This window comes from Pseudomonas sp. MWU16-30316 (assembly GCF_020515645.1).
Classification (GTDB): Bacteria; Pseudomonadota; Gammaproteobacteria; order Pseudomonadales; family Pseudomonadaceae; genus Aquipseudomonas; species Aquipseudomonas cerasi.
The window spans coordinates 1,065,162-1,080,250 of the sequence record NZ_JAIZAZ010000001.1; the positions used below are offsets into that span (position 1 = coordinate 1,065,162).

Consider the following 15,089-nt stretch of genomic DNA (forward strand, 5'->3'; position numbering starts at 1 on the left):
ATATAAGGAGATCCCGTGGATTCTCGGTTGGATGCTTTTCTGCAGCGCGCCGACGCCGTGCTGGCCCGACTGGAACCCTTGCTGCCAGCGCTGCGCGAGCCGGTCGACTGGTCGCAGGCACTGGCCGCGCGCTGGGTGCGAGAAGGCCGCAGCGGTTACCTGATGCCTTTGCAGGTGAGCCTGGATACACGCCTGACCGATCTGATCGGCGTCGACCTGCAACGTGATCAGCTGGGGCGCAATACCCGTCAGTTTATCGATGGGCTGCCTGCCAACCATGCCTTGCTGTGGGGGTCGCGCGGTACCGGCAAGTCGTCCTTGATCCGCGCGCTGCTGGCCGAGTACGCCCCGGCCGGCCTGCGTCTGATCGAGATCGAGCGTGATCATCTGGGCGACTTACCGCGTGTGGTCGAACAACTGCACAAGCTGCCGCAGCGCTTTGTACTGTTCTGCGATGACCTGTCGTTCGAGTCGGGCGAGGGCGATTATCGCGTACTGAAAAGTGTGCTCGACGGCTCGCTGGAGCAGGCACCGGACAACGTGCTGCTGTACGCGACCTCCAACCGTCGTCACCTGGTGCCCGAGAAGGAAAGTGACAACGTTGACTGGAAGCACGTTGACGGCGAACTGCACCCCAGTGAGGCCGTCGAAGACAAGATCGCCTTGTCTGACCGGTTCGGGCTGTGGCTGTCGTTTTATCCGTTCACTCAGGAACATTATCTGAACGTGGTCGAACACTGGATCACGCAATTGGCGCAAAAAGCCGGATTGCAGTGGCAGCGTGACGAAAACCTGGAAAAAGCCGCGATTCGCTGGGCAACCGCGCGCGGCAATCGCAACGGCCGCTGCGCCTATCAATTTGCACGTTACTGGGTAGGACTTGAATTGTTGGAGCAACACACATGATTGATTTGCAAAACACCGGTGCGGGCCTGGACGGCTACGGTCTGTTGGCCGCCCAGCTCGAAGCCCTGCTGGCCGACGAGCGCGATTTCATCGCCAATGCGGCGCAGTTCTCGGCGTTTCTCTATACCCAGCTCGACGATCTGAACTGGGCGGGCTTTTACCTCAATCGCAATGAAGAGCTGGTACTGGGGCCGTTTCAGGGGCAGATCGCCTGCGTGCGCATTCCTTTCGGTCGGGGCGTTTGCGGGGCGGCCGCGCAGAGTCGGCAAACCCAGCGCGTTGAGGACGTTCACGAGTTTCCCGGACACATTGCCTGCGACAGCGCATCGAACAGCGAGTTGGTGGTGCCATTGATCAAGGACGGGCGTCTGATCGGCGTTCTGGACCTGGACAGTCCAAGCGTGGGGCGTTTCAAGGAGGGGGATCAGGCAGGGATCGAGCGTCTCGCGGCTATCTTTCTGGCATCGACCGACTGCTGAGCCAGTCGGCCTGCCGCTGCCGGAGCACAGTTCCGGCAGCGGCGCGGGTCAGTCATCAATCGTAGATGACTTTCTTCTTCCATTCCGACTCGGTGTCGTCCTGCTTCAGGCCTTCGGTCAGTGCGTTGTCGTCGTCTTCGGTCGGTGCGGTGTTGGTCAGCACTACCGAGTTGGCACGGGCCAGTTGTTTTTCCATCGCCAGCAGCTGCTGTTGATAAGTAACCGGGTCCGGCTGGTTGCGCAAATACTGTACGCCGCGCTCGAACGCCAGACGTGCCTGGCCTGGCTGATCCTGAGAAAGTGCGGTCTGGCCAAGGTTGTTGAAGAACTCGATGTGCAGATTGACCAGAATCGTGCGGATTTCACGGATCCAGTGTTTCGCTTCGCTGGTCTGCAGGAAACCGTCATGTGCAGCGCGCGTCACCTGACCATGCAGGGCTTCCAGCAGAAAACGCACGTCCTTGGCCTTGGCTTCGGTCTGGATCGGTGTGACCGGGTTGGGTATGTCGATGCCTTCGCCCTTGGCAATCTGCTGTTCCAGTTCGCCGATGCGGTGCTTGAGCTGAGCGTTGCCTTTCTCCATGTTCAGCATGCGCTGTACAACGTTCAGCTCCAGCCGCGTCAGCAACAGCTTCAAGGCGGGTGACATCAGCTGACCCGGGAACACTTCGGTGATCTCGCTGCAGCGACGCAGGCGATCCCCGAGTTCGACCTTGGTGCGAGCCTTCTCCAGTTTGCCGTTTTCAGCGACGTGATTCAGGTAGCCGATCGCGATGAGCAGTGCGATACCTGCTACTACCATCAGCGTGATCATGAGTGGAGTCACTGTGCAAACCTCATTCGTTCAATTAGTTTTAGTGCGAGTGTAGTGGCTAAGCACTACTGCGCATAGATGTCCCTCTCGGAGTTTGTCGGCATCTCTTCTATATAGATTAGGGGAGATTGATCAGCCGGGCGCCTGGCGACAGCCGGTCAGCGTCAGAACGGCATCGAAGTTATTGATTTCAATAAATTTTCACATGGGGGTTGACGACCCCTCAATCCATCCATAGAATGCGCGCCACTTACAGCGTAAAGCACACAGCGTAGCGCAAATAAGTAGTGAATGTTGTACGTGTGTCCCCTTCGTCTAGTGGCCTAGGACACCGCCCTTTCACGGCGGTAACAGGGGTTCGAGTCCCCTAGGGGACGCCATTGCGGGAATAGCTCAGTTGGTAGAGCACGACCTTGCCAAGGTCGGGGTCGCGAGTTCGAGTCTCGTTTCCCGCTCCAATTTTAAGCAGCTTTGCCTTAGGGCAGGGTTGAGTGAAACCAGAACACGTCTTCGGATGATGTCTGGAACTGAAACACACACCATTGTGTTTCAGGCAGTGTCCCCTTCGTCTAGTGGCCTAGGACACCGCCCTTTCACGGCGGTAACAGGGGTTCGAGTCCCCTAGGGGACGCCATATTGCGGGAATAGCTCAGTTGGTAGAGCACGACCTTGCCAAGGTCGGGGTCGCGAGTTCGAGTCTCGTTTCCCGCTCCAAATTCACAAAAACGCCGCTCAACAGAGCGGCGTTTTTGTTTGTGCGTTTTAAGCCAGATGTTTTAACGTTATATAAAGGAACGCCACTCTAAGAGCGGCGTTTTTTCATTTCAGGCTCGAGGCATCTGCGGTAATTCGTTTGCTCGCATGTCGAACACCAACACCTCTGCGTCAACCCCTGCGCTCAGGCTCAGAATCTGTTCGTCGCGTACACGCACGCCATCCCCTTCACCCAGTTGCTCGCCGTTGAGCACCACACTGCCACGGGCAACGTGTACGTAGGCATAGCGGTTGGCTGCCAGCTTCAGGGTCGCGCTTTCATCGCCATCGAACAGACCGGCATACACTCGAGCGTCCTGGCGCACCTTGAGCGCACCGTTCTCGCCTTCGGGCGAAATGATCAGCTGCAAGCGGCCGCGTTTCTGCTCCGGGCTGAAATGCCTCTCCTGATAGTCGGGCGCCGCGCCTGCAACATTCGGCACGATCCAGATCTGCAGAAAATGCACGCCCTCGGTCTGCGAATGGTTGAACTCGCTGTGTGCCACACCCGTGCCGGCGCTCATCAACTGCACGTCGCCAGGGCGAATCACCGAGCCAGTGCCCAGTGTATCCTTGTGTTCCAGCGCGCCTTCCAGCACATAGGAAAAGATCTCCATGTCCCGGTGAGGATGCTGACCGAAGCCTTTACCTGCACTGACACGGTCGTCATTGATCACCAGCAGGTCGGAAAAACCCTGTTCCTGCGGATTGCGATAGCCGGCAAAGGAAAAGGTGTGAAAGGATTTCAACCAGCCGTGGTCGGCTGCACCACGATCAGAGGCTTTGCGAAGAGTCAGCATGATTCTTTCTCCATCTATCGACGCTGCACATTCAGCAATCGATCACGTAGGAGCAAGAGTACGGCTTATCGACTGTCGCAATAAGTAGCTGAAATATGAATAACTGTCTCGCTGAGGTTGACAGTACTCAGCGCTGCGTTACGCTCTGCCGAACGCCATTAGCGCTTGATCAGGTCGCAACATATGAACCCTTTCGAAGACATGCGGATGTTCTGCCAGGTGATGGAGTCAGGCAGCCTGACCGCCGCGTCCGACAAGCTGGGCCTGTCCAAGCAGTTTGTCAGCCGGCGCCTGATGCAACTGGAGGAGCGGCTGGGCGTACGCCTGCTCAACCGTTCGACGCGACGTCTGGATGTCACGCCGTTGGGGCAGAGTTACTACGAATCCGCCCTGCGCCTGCTGGCCGAGCTGGAACAGGTGGAGCAGGGCATCGCCGGGCAGAACAACGAACCGCGTGGCACCTTGCGCGTGAGTGCGCCGCTGTCGTTTGCCGTTACGCACCTGGCGTGCCTGCTACCGCTGTTTTTGCAGCGCTATCGCGAGGTGGCGGTGGAAGTGGACCTGAGTGATCGTCCGGTGGATGTGATCAGCGAAGGCTACGACGTGGTGCTGCGTATCGGGGTGCTGGAAGATTCCAGCCTGATCGCCCGGCGCATTGCCTCGATCGACCGGGTGTATTGCGCCAGTCCGGCGTACCTGGCCGAGCGCGGCACACCACAAAGGCCCGAAGACCTGCACACCCATGATTGCCTGCCCTATGGCCACAGCCGTCAGGCGCAATGGCGTTTTCAGGGGCACGACAAGCCTTTGACCCTCAATGTCAGCGGGCGCATGCGTGCCAATAATGGCGAGTTGCTGAGGGAATCGGCGATTGCCGGGCTGGGCATCACCTATTTGCCGACCTTCATTGTTGGCGCGGCGTTGCGCGACGGCAGCCTGGTGCGGGTGCTGGACGAGCTGCGCCCCGAGCCCTTGACGCTGTCAGCGGTTTACCCGCAACACCGTCAGGCGTCGCGACCGGTGCAGGCATTCATCGAGTTCCTGCGCGAGCGTCTGGAGTCAGGCATTGAGCTGAATGATCGGCAAGCTTGAAGCAGGCTGGCGGCCGATCTGTTGATGATTAACTTGCATCTTAGGCTAGAACAAAAATGAATTTAGCTAATTTTTGTTCGGGTGTTAGGGTCGTTGCCGATCATTTCGATTTGCCCAATGCCTGTGGAGAACGTACCTGTGCCAACGACCCTCGTCCTTTGGAGCCAACGCTTGCTGAAGGGGCTGGCGTTGGGCCTTGTGGCCTCGCTCAATACCCAGGCGGCCAATCTGATCGTCGGCGATCAGAGCTACAGCGCGCGTACCGTGATGGAAGCCGCCGGGGTGCTTGAGAATTTGCCTTACGAACTGGAATGGAAGCAGTTCACCGCAGGCTCGCCGGTCGCCGAGGCCTTGAACGTCGGCAGCCTGGACATCGGCTTGCTGGGTGATTCGCCTGCGCTGTTCATGGGCGCGCTGGGCGCTCCGATCAAGGTGATCGGAGTGTCACGGCAGAACCTCGACGGCGTTGCCATCGTTGTGCGCAAGGACTCGCCGATCAAGACCGTGGCGGATCTGGCGGGCAAGAAAGTCGCCATCTGGAAAGGTTCGTTCAGCCAGCAACTGATGCTCACTGCACTGGACAAGGCAGGTGTCGCCCGCGATGCCGTTGAATATCGCTACCTCAGCGCACTGGATTCCTCCCACGCGCTGGATGGCGGCTCGGTGGATGCGATTGCCACTTGGGAACCCTATGTGACTCAACAGGAGCGGCAGGGCGCGCGGATTATCGCCACTGCCGAGGGCTTGATTCCTGCGCAAAGCTTCATCGTCGCCAACGATCAGGCGATCAATGACAAGCGTGCGCAGATCAGCGATTTCCTGCAGCGCCTGCAGGCCGCCCGCGCCTGGTCGGTCAGCGATCCGCAGCACAATGAACGCTATGCCAACGCCTGGGCCGCGCTGACCAAGGCCGATGCCGAGGTGGCTCGGCGCTGGTTTTCCCGTGCTCAGGTGGTGGTCGTGCCGATCACTGCACAAGTAGTTGCCGGTGCGCAGCAGACCATCGATTTTTTCAACAACGCGGGGCTCACCAAGCGTTATCCTGCTGCCAGCGTGTTTGACGAGTCGTTCAGTACAGCGCTGGCCGATCAGGCGCAGGCAGCGCGCTGACCGAGCGCCTGCCACTGCGCTTATCCGGGGGCCTTCACCATGAGTTTCACATCACTGCATTGGGGCGCTTATCGTCCACAAGTCGAGGACGGCAAGTTGGCCGGGCTGCTGCCCGCAGAATGGGACAAGGACCCTTCTCCGATAGGCGATTCGGTTGCCGACGCCATTACCTCACCGACCCGCATCAGGCGCCCGGCGATACGCCGCAGTTTTCTTCAGCAGGCCGGTGGACGACCCGATCTGCGTGGTCAGGAGCCGTTTGTCGAGGTCTCCTGGGACGTCGCGCTGGATCTGGTCGCCAGCGAGTTGCAGCGAGTCAGGCACGAACACGGCAATCAGGCTATTTTTGGCGGCAGCTACGGCTGGGGCAGCGCGGGGCGCTTTCATCACGCACAAAGCCAGTTGCATCGCTTCCTCAACTGCATCGGCGGTTATGTGTTCAGCGCCGACAGCTACAGCCTGGGTGCCGGGCGGGTGCTGATGCCGCACATCGTCGGCAACATGGACTGGCTGCTGGCGGCGCATACCTCCTGGAAGAACCTGGCCGAGCATTGTGAGCTGTTCGTCGCGTTCGGTGGCTTGCCCGCCAAGAATGCGCAGACCAGCCCCGGCGGTGCCAGCGACCATCTGTTGGGCGACGCGCTGCGACGCATGTCCGACGCGGGCGTGCAGTTCGTCAATGTCAGCCCGCTGCGTGACGATCTGGTTGGCCCGACGCATAACCAGTGGCTTGCGGTACGTCCCGGCAGCGACACGGCGTTGATGATGGCGCTGTCCTGGGTGTTGATCAGCGAAGGGCTGCACAACGAGGATTTCGTCCAGCGCTATACCGTGGGCTATGAGCGTTTTCGCGATTATCTGCTGGGCCACACCGATGGCCAGCCGAAAGACCCGCGCTGGGCCGAGGCGCTGACCGATATTCCTGCGCAGCAGATTGTCGAGCTGGCACGACGCATGGCCAGCAAGCGCACCATGATCAACGTCGCCTATTCATTGCAGCGCTCGATACACGGCGAGCAACCCTTCTGGATGACGGTAACCCTGGCCGCGCTGTTGGGGCAGATCGGTTTGCCCGGTGCCGGTTTCGGCCTGGGGTATGGTTGCATGAACAACACCGGCAGTGGCCGCAAGGCGTTCTCGGGGCCGCGCTTTTCCCAAGGCAGCAACCCGGTCACGGACTTCATTCCGGTCGCGCGGGTGACGGATATGCTGCTCAATCCCGGCACACCCTTCGATTACAACGGACAGCAGCGCACGTACCCGGACATTCGCCTGGTGTACTGGGCGGGTGGCAATATCTTTCACCACCATCAGGACCTCAATCGGCTGCTGGAGGCGTGGCAGCGGCCGCAAACCATCATCGTTCACGAACAGTTCTGGACCGCCCAGGCGCGCTATGCCGACATCGTATTGCCGGCCACCACGGCTCTGGAGCGCAATGACATCGGCAGTTCGGCCTCCGACCGCTTCATGATCGCCATGCAGCAGGCGATCGAGCCAGTGGGCGAATCGCGTGACGACTACTCGATCCTGGCCGCGCTGTCCGAGCGACTGGGGGTGGCACAGGCGTTTACCGAAGGCCGGGATGCCCAGGAATGGCTGCACTTTATCTATGACGAGTCTCGGCAACGGGCCGAAACGTTTGGCATCACCCTGCCGGAGTTCGAGCAGTTCTGGCGTGACGGTGTACTGGAAATAGACTACCCGCACACCGACAACATACTGCTCGAATCCTTTCGCCAAGACCCAGACGCGCATCCGTTGCCGACACCGTCCGGGCGCATCGAAATTTTCTCCGAGCGCATCGCAGGCTTTGGCTATGCCGATTGCCCCGGTCACCCGGTGTGGCTGGAGAAGCCTCGGCCAGCCCACGCGCTGCACTTGCTGTCCAACCAACCGAAAACCCGTCTGCACAGCCAGTACGACCACGGCAGCTACAGTCGCTCCTCGAAAATTCAGGCGCGCGAGCCGCTGACCCTTAATCCGCTGGATGCTCGCGCACGCGGACTGGTCGATGGCGATGTGGTCAAGGTGTTCAACGAGCGGGGCGCGTTTCTGGCCGGGGTGATCGTCTCGGACGGCATTCGCCCCGGCGTAGTGCAGATTGCCACCGGGGCCTGGTTCGACCCGCTGGTGCACGGCGGACGGGGCAGCCTGGAAAAACACGGCAACCCGAATGTGATCACCGAAGATGTAGGCGCCTCCAGCCTGTCACAGGGTTGTGCAGCGCAGACGGCATCGGTGGACATCGTCAAATGGGACCAGGATCTGCCGCCGGTGACGGCGTTCGAACCGCCGTCACTGCTCTGACAGGGGGTTAATGGTCTTTGCTGCGCGCCGCAAAGGCCGCCTTGCCCACGCCCGTCAGTACTGCGTCGTTCTGGGGGGTGTGCACCCGACCGCACAAGACGTTGCGGTAGTGGCGCTGCAACGGGTTGCTGCGTGACAGTCCCGGATTCCCCGAAGCCTCGATGGCCAGCTCTACCGCGCGGATGGCGTTGCCGGTTACCAGGTATTTGATCTGCCCGGCGTGCTGGGCAGGTGTGTGCCCGTGGGCAGCCGATTGCAACAGGCTGCGATTGGCGAACAGCAGGGTATCGATCTGCCCGACGGTTTCCTGAAAGCGCGGCAAGGTCGACAGCGACGCGCCGAGGTTGGAGGGCGTGCGCTGTTCCAGCCAGTGCACCAGCCAGTCGCGGGCGGATTGAGCGATGCCGTCGTAGACCGACGACAGCAGCACCGACATCCACAGCAGGCCCGATCCATCCAGTTCGGATTGTGGGGCGCTCCACGGGCTGACGCTGACGGCGTGATCAAGTGGCACCAGCACGTTGTCGAATCTGACTTCGTGGCTGCTGGTGGCGCGCATGCCCAGATGATCCCAGTCCTCAATGATGGTGATGCCCGGCGTGTCCTTGTGGACCAGCCAGCTGCCCACCAGCGGGTCATCGTCATCGCTGCGCGCCCACACGGCAAACCAGGTCAGACCGTGGCTGCCGGTGGAGTAGATCTTGCTGCCGCTGATGCGCCAGCCTTGAGCGGTGCGGCGCGCGATGGTGCCTGGCAGGCCACCCCGCGCGGGCGTTCCCAGATCGGGCTCGACGCGCAGAGCGTTGATCAACGCGCCCTCGCGCACGGCTTGTTCGGCCACTTGCACGCGCAGATGGCTTGGCCAGTTGCGGTTCTCCTGCAGCCTTGAATGCTGCAGGTATTGCATGACCAGAATCAGCGCCGTCGACGGCTCTCCCCTGGCCACCGCACTGATCACCTGTTGAGCACGGGGCAAGTCGGCACCGCCGCCGCCCAGTTCGGTCGGAACGGTCAGGCCAAGCAGGCCGTGAGCGTGCAGCAACTGGAAGTTGGCATGGGGAAATTGCGCGCTGATGTCGTATTGCTCGGCGGTTTCGGCCAGTGCTGCGGTCAGTTCCGCCAGCCGTTTGCTGAAGTCCTCGTCGGACTCGGGCGCGTTATGCAACTGGCGCGGGATAGGGCGCAGGGGCGAGAGTGTCATGCGGTGTCCTTGTCGCAGCGTTTATGGGGCGGTGGCCTGCGCGATCTGCGCGCGCGATGCGTTGAAGCTTTTGTCGAAGCCTGTCGAAACGTCGATCCGTTTGCTCAGGATGCCTTCAGCCAGGTAAGTGTCGGCCGTGTTTTGCAGGCCCTGGACAATCTGATCGTCAATCGGCGTACGTTGCATTTTCGTCGCCTTGGCTACCGCCAGATGCACCGCCAGGGGCAGGCCGGTGACTTTCGCCTGGGCCGCTGCGTACTCCTCGGGATGGGCGTTGGACCAATTGAAGGCGCGTTCCACACGCGCAACGAAATCGTCCAGTTGCGCGCGCTTGCCTTCGATGGCCTTGCTGGTTGCGGCAAGGTAGAGGTGGTTGCTCAGCAGTTCGCTGCCGCTGACCAGCACCCGCGCGTCGCTTTGCGTGATGGAGATCGTGGTGTACGGGTCCCAGGTCGCCCAGGCGTCCGCATCGCCACTGTCCAGCAGCAGACGCGATTCACTGGGTAGCAGATTGATGAAAGTGACGTCACTGGTTTTCAGCCCGGCTTCATGCAGGGCGCGGATCGCCAGAAAATGGCCGATGGAACCGCGTCCTGTAACGATACGCTTGCCCTTGAGGTCGGCAACGGTCTTGATCGGCGAGTCCTTGGGCACCAGCACAGCGGTGGTGAAGCGGCCCTGAGCATGGGTGATGCTGACCACTTTCAAGGGTGCACCCGCGCCCAGAGCGAATACATAAGGCGCATCACCCAGCGCACCGATATCCACCGCGCCCGCATTCAGTGCCTCTCCCAGCGGGGCTGCCGAGGGGAATTCGGAAAACTGGATCTCGTAAGGCACGTCTTTGAGCTCTCCGGAGACCTGCAGCAGGATTTTCAGCAGCGACTTTTGATTGGCGACCAGCAGCGGCGCCTGCTCGGCAGCCAGCACCTGCTGACCTGCCAGCAGGCTGAGCAGTGCGCCCAGCAGCAGGCTTTTAAAGGGGCGGGCGGATTTGAAAAAAGGCAGCATCGAGGTGTTTCTCCATTGAGTTGACTGGTCGTCCAGACACCCATCGTTCCTCACGCAGAGCATTGGCACGATGGTCGTTTATCCGCTCAAATCACATAAAACCCGTGTGTGCCGTCACGTCCCAGTTGCTCCACCAGGCCGAATTCCCAGTCCAGATACGCCTGCATGGCTTCGCGCGGTGCGTCGGTGCCTTCGTACGGGCGGCGGTAGCGATCGATGCGTGGCGAGGCCAGTCGGCTTTCGCCGTGTTCCAGCGGCAGACCGGCCTTGATCCAGCTTGCGGTGCCGCCTTCGAGCAGAAACACCGGCTTGTCGGTCAACGCTTCGAGGTCGGCTACGGCAAAGCGCGCCAGACGGCTGCTGCCGCAGGTCAGAACATAACGGTCAGCGGGTGGCAGCTTGCCCAGCGCCTGTTTGAGGTCGGCGCGCAAGGTCCACCAGGCACCGGGAATGTGCTGTTTGACATAGTTGGCGCTGGCGGTGAAATCCAGCACCGCCACGTTGACCTGTGTCTGCCAGTGGGCGAGGGTCTCGACGCTGATCGCCTCCACCTGCGGTGGCGTCGGGAAGGGCGCGTCCCAGTCGCCCTGTTCGCTGAAGTCTGCTGCATCCAGGTCATCGAGCACCGACACGTCCCAACCCAATTGCGCCAGCCAGGACGCCGACATGTTGGCGCGTACGCCGTCGTCGTCCAGCAGAGCGATTCGCGCACCGCGTACGCTGGCGAAATGATCGGTTTCCTGCACCAGTTGCCCGCCCGGTGTAGAGCGCGCGCCGGGCAGATGGCCTTTGGCAAACTCTTCCGGGGTGCGGACATCGAACAGGTAAGTGGTGCGTGACGCATCGGCTTGCCAGTTTTGCAGATCAGCACGGCTGGCACGTTTGACGCTGGCGCGATCGGCCACCTTGCGGGCATCGGCACTGGCGGTTTCGCGGGTCTCTTCACTGACTGCCGCAAAGCGCCGGTTCTGGCCATGGTCCAGCGTCTGGCCGGCCAGCAGCCAGCCGATAGTGCCATTGCGCAGTGCGTTGATCGGGTTGGGCAGGCCCGCGTTGACCAGTGACTGGGTGCCGATGATGCTGCGCGTGCGACCGGCACAATTGACGATGATTCGAGTAGTGGGATCCGGTGCCAGCTCACGTGCCCGCAGCACCAGTTCGGCACCCGGTACGCTGATGCCGCCAGGAATGCTCATGGTCTGGTATTCGTCATAGCGCCGGGCATCGAGCACCACCACGTCGGCATTGCTGTCGAGCAGGCGCTTGACCTCTTCTGCGGCCAGCGACGGGGTGGCGCGGTGATGCTCCACCAGCTCGCCAAACGCCTTGCTCGGCACATTCACGTCGATGAACAGTTCGCCGCCAGCCGTGCGCCAGCCCTGCAGGCCGCCGTCGAGCAGCTTCACGTTGCTGTAGCCCAGTGTCTGCAGGCGTTGCAGGGCGACCTGCGCCAAGCCTTCGCCATCGTCGTACAGGGTCACGGCAGTGTCGCGTCGCGGAATGCGGGAGAAAACCTCCAGCTCCAGCTTCGACAGCGGGATGTTCACGGCAAACAGTGGATGAGCCTGGGCAAAGGGGGCCTCTTCGCGGACATCTACCAAGGCCAGCTCCTGGCGGTCCAGCAAGGCCTGGCGAATATCGGCGAATGATCGGGTGGCAGATGTGGTCATGGGGTCGGGCTCCCTGTTGGCTGATCCTGATGGGCAGTGGCTGCGGCGTTCGAATAGCCGGAAATGAACAGTTTTTCAGTGCCGTCGAGGTCATAGACCGCACGCTTCACGGTGCCGATATCGGCGCCGTAAACGTGGATGCTGATCGACACCTGATCGCTGAAGGCGTTGCTGACTTGATGAACATCGTTGCTGTGCGGTGACAGCGCCTCGACCTGGCCGGGTTGCAGGCGAATCGCCGGGCCGCTGGTTTCCAGGCGTCCTTGCGCGTTGCGAAGGTAACCCTGGGAATCTTCCGCGCCGCGCAACATGCCGATCAGCCCCCACACGCGATGGTCGTGAATCGGTGTGCGTTGCCCTGGCCCCCAGACGAAACTGACTACCGAAAAGCGCTGCTGTGGATCGACATGCAGCAAAAATTGCTGGTAGCGATTGACATCGGGTACGGCGAACTCTTCTGCCAGCCAGTCATCGTGGCTGACCAGTTGCGCCAGCAGCTTGCCGCCGCGGCGCAACAGATCGCCTTCGTGCGGTTCGCTGCCAAACAGTTCGGTGAGTGCATCGATAAAGGCCCCGAGTCGTTCCGGGTGTCGGTTCTGAGTCATGTCCATTTCCAGATCAAGGTCGGGCAATGGTTTGATATAAGCATAATATGGATATTTAATATGCTATTTTTTAATGATTAGGTTATAACGAAAACGTCTTTTACTTCTTTGTTGTAATCCGCGAAATCTACGCTCGGGCTATCCATGAGCGCCTGCTGGTACTATGCTTTTTGCCTATGTTTAATCTCTTCTTTATGTGCGGTCCGAATGAAAATTGATGATATCGATGCGTTCGTTGCAGTCATCCGCTGCCAGTCGATCAGCCACGCCGCTGAATCGCTGGACCTGACCCAGCCCGCCATCACGCGCCGGGTGCAGAATTTCGAGCAAGCCCTCGGGGTCGAGCTGTTCGACCGCAATACCAAGCCGCTCAAGCCGACCCCGATGGGTCTTCAGGTGTACCAGAAGTGCCTGGCGATCCTGCGCGAGATGGATTCGTTGCGCGAGCTGGTGGCCAGTGACACGCCGCCCAGCGGTCTGCTGCGTCTGGGCGTGCCACAAACCATCGGTGACGTGGTGCTGCTCGATGCGCTCAGGCAGTTGCGTGGGGAATTTCCCGACCTGCGTGCTCAGGTCAGCACCGGTTGGGGCAGCCACCTGATCGGCAAGATCGAAAACGGCGAGCTGGATGCGGCGGCTGCGCTGTTTCCGGCGGGCAAGATATTTCCGGACAACATCATTGGTCAGTCGATTGGCAAGATGGAGCTGGTGGTGGTCTGCGCCAAGGGCCTGGTGCCGAAAAAGCCCGGTAAGCTGGCAGACTGTTATGAGCAGGGCTGGGTGCTGAATCCGGATGGTTGCGGCTTTCGTGCAGGCTTGCAGCGCACGCTGACCGATCAGGGCCTGAGCATGAAGGTCAATCTGGAAACCTTCGGCACCGAGCTGCAACTGGGGCTGGTGGCCGATGGCATGGGGCTTGGCCTGGTGCCCAGGCCGTTGCTGGAACGCAGCGCGCACCGCGAGCAGTTGGTGGCGTTGCCGCTCAAGGACTTCAAGCCGGTGATGGACTTGTGGCTGTTCTACCCGCGCTTCCTGGGTAACCTGCAAGCGCCGGTCGAAGCCTTTGGCGCACTGGTGGCCCGCTCGCTCAAGCCGGTCTCGGCCGCCGCCTGAACACCGCATCGCGGGCAGGCGGTCTGGCGCTGGGCGTTAGACCGGCCCGCAGGATATAGGTTGAATCAGGCGACCTGTTCACGAGCCTGCTGTTCACGTTGCGCCACCAATGCGCGAGTCAGCGGGATCAGCTTCTTGCCGTAGTCGATGGCATCTTCCAATGGATCGAAGCCGCGAATCAGGAAAGTGGTAATCCCCAGGTCGTAGTAATCCAGCAGCGCTTCAGCGACCTGTTCCGGGGTACCGACCAGCGAGGTCGAATTGCCCTGGGCGCCGAGCAGGCCGGCAATGCCTGTCCACAGGCGCTTGTCCAGGCGCGATCCTTGTGCTGCGGCGGCCAGCAGACGGCGTGATCCTTCATTCGGTGGTTCGCGACGTACGAAGCCGTTGCGGTCTGCCAGGGCCTTGGCCTTTTCCAGAATGCTGTCGGCGCGTGCCCAGGCCTGTTCCTCGGTCTCGGCCAGAATCGGACGCAATGACAGGCTGAAACGAATGGTCCGCCCATGTCTGGCGGCTTCGGCGCGGACCTGTTTCACCACGTCACGCACCTGTTCGTATGTCTCGCCCCACAATGCATAAACATCGGCGTGTTTACCGGCCACAGCAATTGCCGCTGCCGAGGAACCGCCGAAGTACAGAGGGATATGTGGCTGCTGCGGGGATTTGACCAGTGAGTGCGCACCCTCGAACTGATAGTAGGTGCCGTTATGATCGAACGGCTTGTCGCTGGTCCATTCCTGACGCACCACGCTGAGGTACTCGTCGCTGCGTGCGTAGCGTTCGTCCTTGCCGATGTGGCTGCCGTCGGCACGCAGTTCCTTGTCGTCACCGCCGGTGATGATATGCACGGCAGTGCGGCCGCCATTGAAAACGTCCAGCGTCGCGAACTGCCGTGCCGCCACTGTAGGGGCGATGAAGCCCGGGCGATGGGCGACCAGGAACTTCAGTCTGGTGGTGACGCTGGCGGCATGCGCTGCGACCAGCGTGCTGTCCGGGCTGTTGGAGTGGTAGGCGATCAGTGCGCGATCAAAACCGGCATCTTCATGAGCCTTGGCCACGGTCTTCACGTAGTCGGGCTGGATGGTCGCGCCGCTGCGCGGGTGGATTTCAGAACCGGGTTGCGTGGCGATATAGCCAATGAATTCGATGCTCATGAAAACTCCTGCCAATGGTTGAGGTCCGTTCGACCTTGTCGAGAGGCACCATAAAGGCAAGGAGCAGACGC

13 protein-coding genes and 4 tRNA genes are annotated in these 15,089 nt (G+C 60.9%); 10 read left to right on the plus strand and 7 right to left on the minus strand.

Annotated elements, in window-relative coordinates; genetic code table 11:
• Positions 1–15: 15 nt before the first annotated feature.
• On the plus strand, positions 16–906 hold the full coding sequence (locus LCH65_RS04920; protein ID WP_003418057.1) for an ATP-binding protein: 891 nt from the start codon (positions 16–18) through the stop codon (positions 904–906).
• Positions 903–1,385 (plus strand): GAF domain-containing protein, encoded by a 483-nt coding sequence (locus LCH65_RS04925; RefSeq protein WP_003369796.1) that lies wholly within the window; start codon positions 903–905, stop codon positions 1,383–1,385. Before LCH65_RS04920 ends, LCH65_RS04925 begins: the two co-directional genes overlap by 4 nt.
• A 55-nt stretch (positions 1,386–1,440) precedes the next feature.
• Here the strand turns inward: LCH65_RS04925 and LCH65_RS04930 are convergent, their stop codons facing one another.
• A complete protein-coding gene (locus tag LCH65_RS04930; protein ID WP_054081671.1) occupies positions 1,441–2,199 on the minus strand; it encodes a hypothetical protein in 759 nt (252 codons plus the stop codon).
• A gap of 304 nt (positions 2,200–2,503) precedes the next feature.
• On the opposite strand from LCH65_RS04930, the gene LCH65_RS04935 reads away from it, so the two are divergent.
• The 4 genes from LCH65_RS04935 (at position 2,504) to LCH65_RS04950 (ending at position 2,913) form a co-directional block, all read left to right on the plus strand.
• Positions 2,504–2,579 (plus strand) — tRNA-Glu (locus LCH65_RS04935).
• A gap of 2 nt (positions 2,580–2,581) precedes the next feature.
• Positions 2,582–2,657 (plus strand) — tRNA-Gly (locus LCH65_RS04940).
• Positions 2,658–2,757: 100 nt separating this feature from the next.
• Positions 2,758–2,833: transfer RNA gene (locus LCH65_RS04945), tRNA-Glu, on the plus strand.
• Positions 2,834–2,837: 4 nt separating this feature from the next.
• Positions 2,838–2,913, plus strand: a tRNA-Gly gene (locus tag LCH65_RS04950).
• Between the two features lie 110 nt (positions 2,914–3,023).
• Here the strand turns inward: LCH65_RS04950 and LCH65_RS04955 are convergent.
• On the minus strand, positions 3,024–3,752 hold the full coding sequence (locus tag LCH65_RS04955; RefSeq protein WP_003369800.1) for a pirin family protein: 729 nt from the start codon (positions 3,750–3,752) through the stop codon (positions 3,024–3,026).
• A gap of 183 nt (positions 3,753–3,935) precedes the next feature.
• Here LCH65_RS04955 and LCH65_RS04960 point away from each other — a divergent pair, with 183 nt between their 5' ends.
• The 3 genes from LCH65_RS04960 (at position 3,936) to LCH65_RS04970 (ending at position 8,264) form a co-directional block, all read left to right on the plus strand.
• Positions 3,936–4,844 (plus strand): LysR family transcriptional regulator, encoded by a 909-nt coding sequence (locus LCH65_RS04960; RefSeq protein WP_226439201.1) that lies wholly within the window; start codon positions 3,936–3,938, stop codon positions 4,842–4,844.
• Positions 4,845–4,961: 117 nt separating this feature from the next.
• Positions 4,962–5,954, plus strand: a complete 993-nt coding sequence (locus LCH65_RS04965; RefSeq protein ID WP_226439202.1) for an ABC transporter substrate-binding protein — start codon at positions 4,962–4,964, stop codon at positions 5,952–5,954.
• Between the two features lie 39 nt (positions 5,955–5,993).
• Positions 5,994–8,264: a molybdopterin guanine dinucleotide-containing S/N-oxide reductase gene (locus tag LCH65_RS04970; protein WP_226439203.1), complete on the plus strand. Its 2,271-nt coding sequence runs from the start codon at positions 5,994–5,996 to the stop codon at positions 8,262–8,264.
• Positions 8,265–8,271: 7 nt separating this feature from the next.
• Here LCH65_RS04970 and LCH65_RS04975 read toward each other — a convergent pair whose 3' ends face one another.
• The 4 genes from LCH65_RS04975 to LCH65_RS04990 all read right to left on the minus strand — a co-directional run bounded on the left by LCH65_RS04975 (position 8,272) and on the right by LCH65_RS04990 (position 12,751).
• Entirely contained in the window at positions 8,272–9,465 is a 1,194-nt protein-coding gene (locus tag LCH65_RS04975) for an acyl-CoA dehydrogenase family protein (RefSeq protein WP_187599645.1), read from the minus strand.
• A gap of 21 nt (positions 9,466–9,486) precedes the next feature.
• The gene (locus LCH65_RS04980; protein ID WP_003434486.1) at positions 9,487–10,476 is read right to left on the minus strand and encodes an ABC transporter substrate-binding protein; all 990 of its coding nucleotides are present in this window, start codon (positions 10,474–10,476) and stop codon (positions 9,487–9,489) included.
• Between the two features lie 86 nt (positions 10,477–10,562).
• Entirely contained in the window at positions 10,563–12,146 is a 1,584-nt protein-coding gene (locus LCH65_RS04985; RefSeq protein ID WP_054080865.1) for a rhodanese homology domain-containing protein, read from the minus strand.
• Entirely contained in the window at positions 12,143–12,751 is a 609-nt protein-coding gene (locus tag LCH65_RS04990; RefSeq protein ID WP_187599647.1) for a cysteine dioxygenase, read from the minus strand. Before LCH65_RS04990 ends, LCH65_RS04985 begins: the two co-directional genes overlap by 4 nt.
• 207 nt (positions 12,752–12,958) lie before the next feature.
• Between LCH65_RS04990 and LCH65_RS04995 the strand changes: the two genes are divergently transcribed.
• Positions 12,959–13,864 carry a LysR family transcriptional regulator gene (locus tag LCH65_RS04995; protein ID WP_044309947.1) on the plus strand — a complete coding sequence of 302 codons (906 nt, stop codon included), beginning with the start codon at positions 12,959–12,961 and terminating at the stop codon, positions 13,862–13,864.
• 65 nt (positions 13,865–13,929) lie between these two features.
• Here the strand turns inward: LCH65_RS04995 and LCH65_RS05000 are convergent, their stop codons facing one another.
• The gene (locus LCH65_RS05000; RefSeq protein WP_003434496.1) at positions 13,930–15,018 is read right to left on the minus strand and encodes an LLM class flavin-dependent oxidoreductase; all 1,089 of its coding nucleotides are present in this window, start codon (positions 15,016–15,018) and stop codon (positions 13,930–13,932) included.
• Positions 15,019–15,089 lie beyond the last annotated feature (71 nt).

Excerpts from the sequence above, each read along its gene's own strand:
- LCH65_RS04925 (WP_003369796.1), top strand. The coding sequence starts at position 903 with ATGATTGATTTGCAAAACACCGGTGCGGGCCTGGACGGCTACGGTCTG.
- LCH65_RS04930 (WP_054081671.1), bottom strand. The coding sequence starts at position 2,199 with ATGATCACGCTGATGGTAGTAGCAGGTATCGCACTGCTCATCGCGATC.
- LCH65_RS04955 (WP_003369800.1), bottom strand. The coding sequence starts at position 3,752 with ATGCTGACTCTTCGCAAAGCCTCTGATCGTGGTGCAGCCGACCACGGC.
- LCH65_RS04960 (WP_226439201.1), top strand. The coding sequence starts at position 3,936 with ATGAACCCTTTCGAAGACATGCGGATGTTCTGCCAGGTGATGGAGTCA.
- LCH65_RS04965 (WP_226439202.1), top strand. The coding sequence starts at position 4,962 with ATGCCTGTGGAGAACGTACCTGTGCCAACGACCCTCGTCCTTTGGAGC.
- LCH65_RS04970 (WP_226439203.1), top strand. The coding sequence starts at position 5,994 with ATGAGTTTCACATCACTGCATTGGGGCGCTTATCGTCCACAAGTCGAG.
- LCH65_RS04975 (WP_187599645.1), bottom strand. The coding sequence starts at position 9,465 with ATGACACTCTCGCCCCTGCGCCCTATCCCGCGCCAGTTGCATAACGCG.
- LCH65_RS04980 (WP_003434486.1), bottom strand. The coding sequence starts at position 10,476 with ATGCTGCCTTTTTTCAAATCCGCCCGCCCCTTTAAAAGCCTGCTGCTG.
- LCH65_RS04985 (WP_054080865.1), bottom strand. The coding sequence starts at position 12,146 with ATGACCACATCTGCCACCCGATCATTCGCCGATATTCGCCAGGCCTTG.
- LCH65_RS04990 (WP_187599647.1), bottom strand. The coding sequence starts at position 12,751 with ATGACTCAGAACCGACACCCGGAACGACTCGGGGCCTTTATCGATGCA.
- LCH65_RS04995 (WP_044309947.1), top strand. The coding sequence starts at position 12,959 with ATGAAAATTGATGATATCGATGCGTTCGTTGCAGTCATCCGCTGCCAG.
- LCH65_RS05000 (WP_003434496.1), bottom strand. The coding sequence starts at position 15,018 with ATGAGCATCGAATTCATTGGCTATATCGCCACGCAACCCGGTTCTGAA.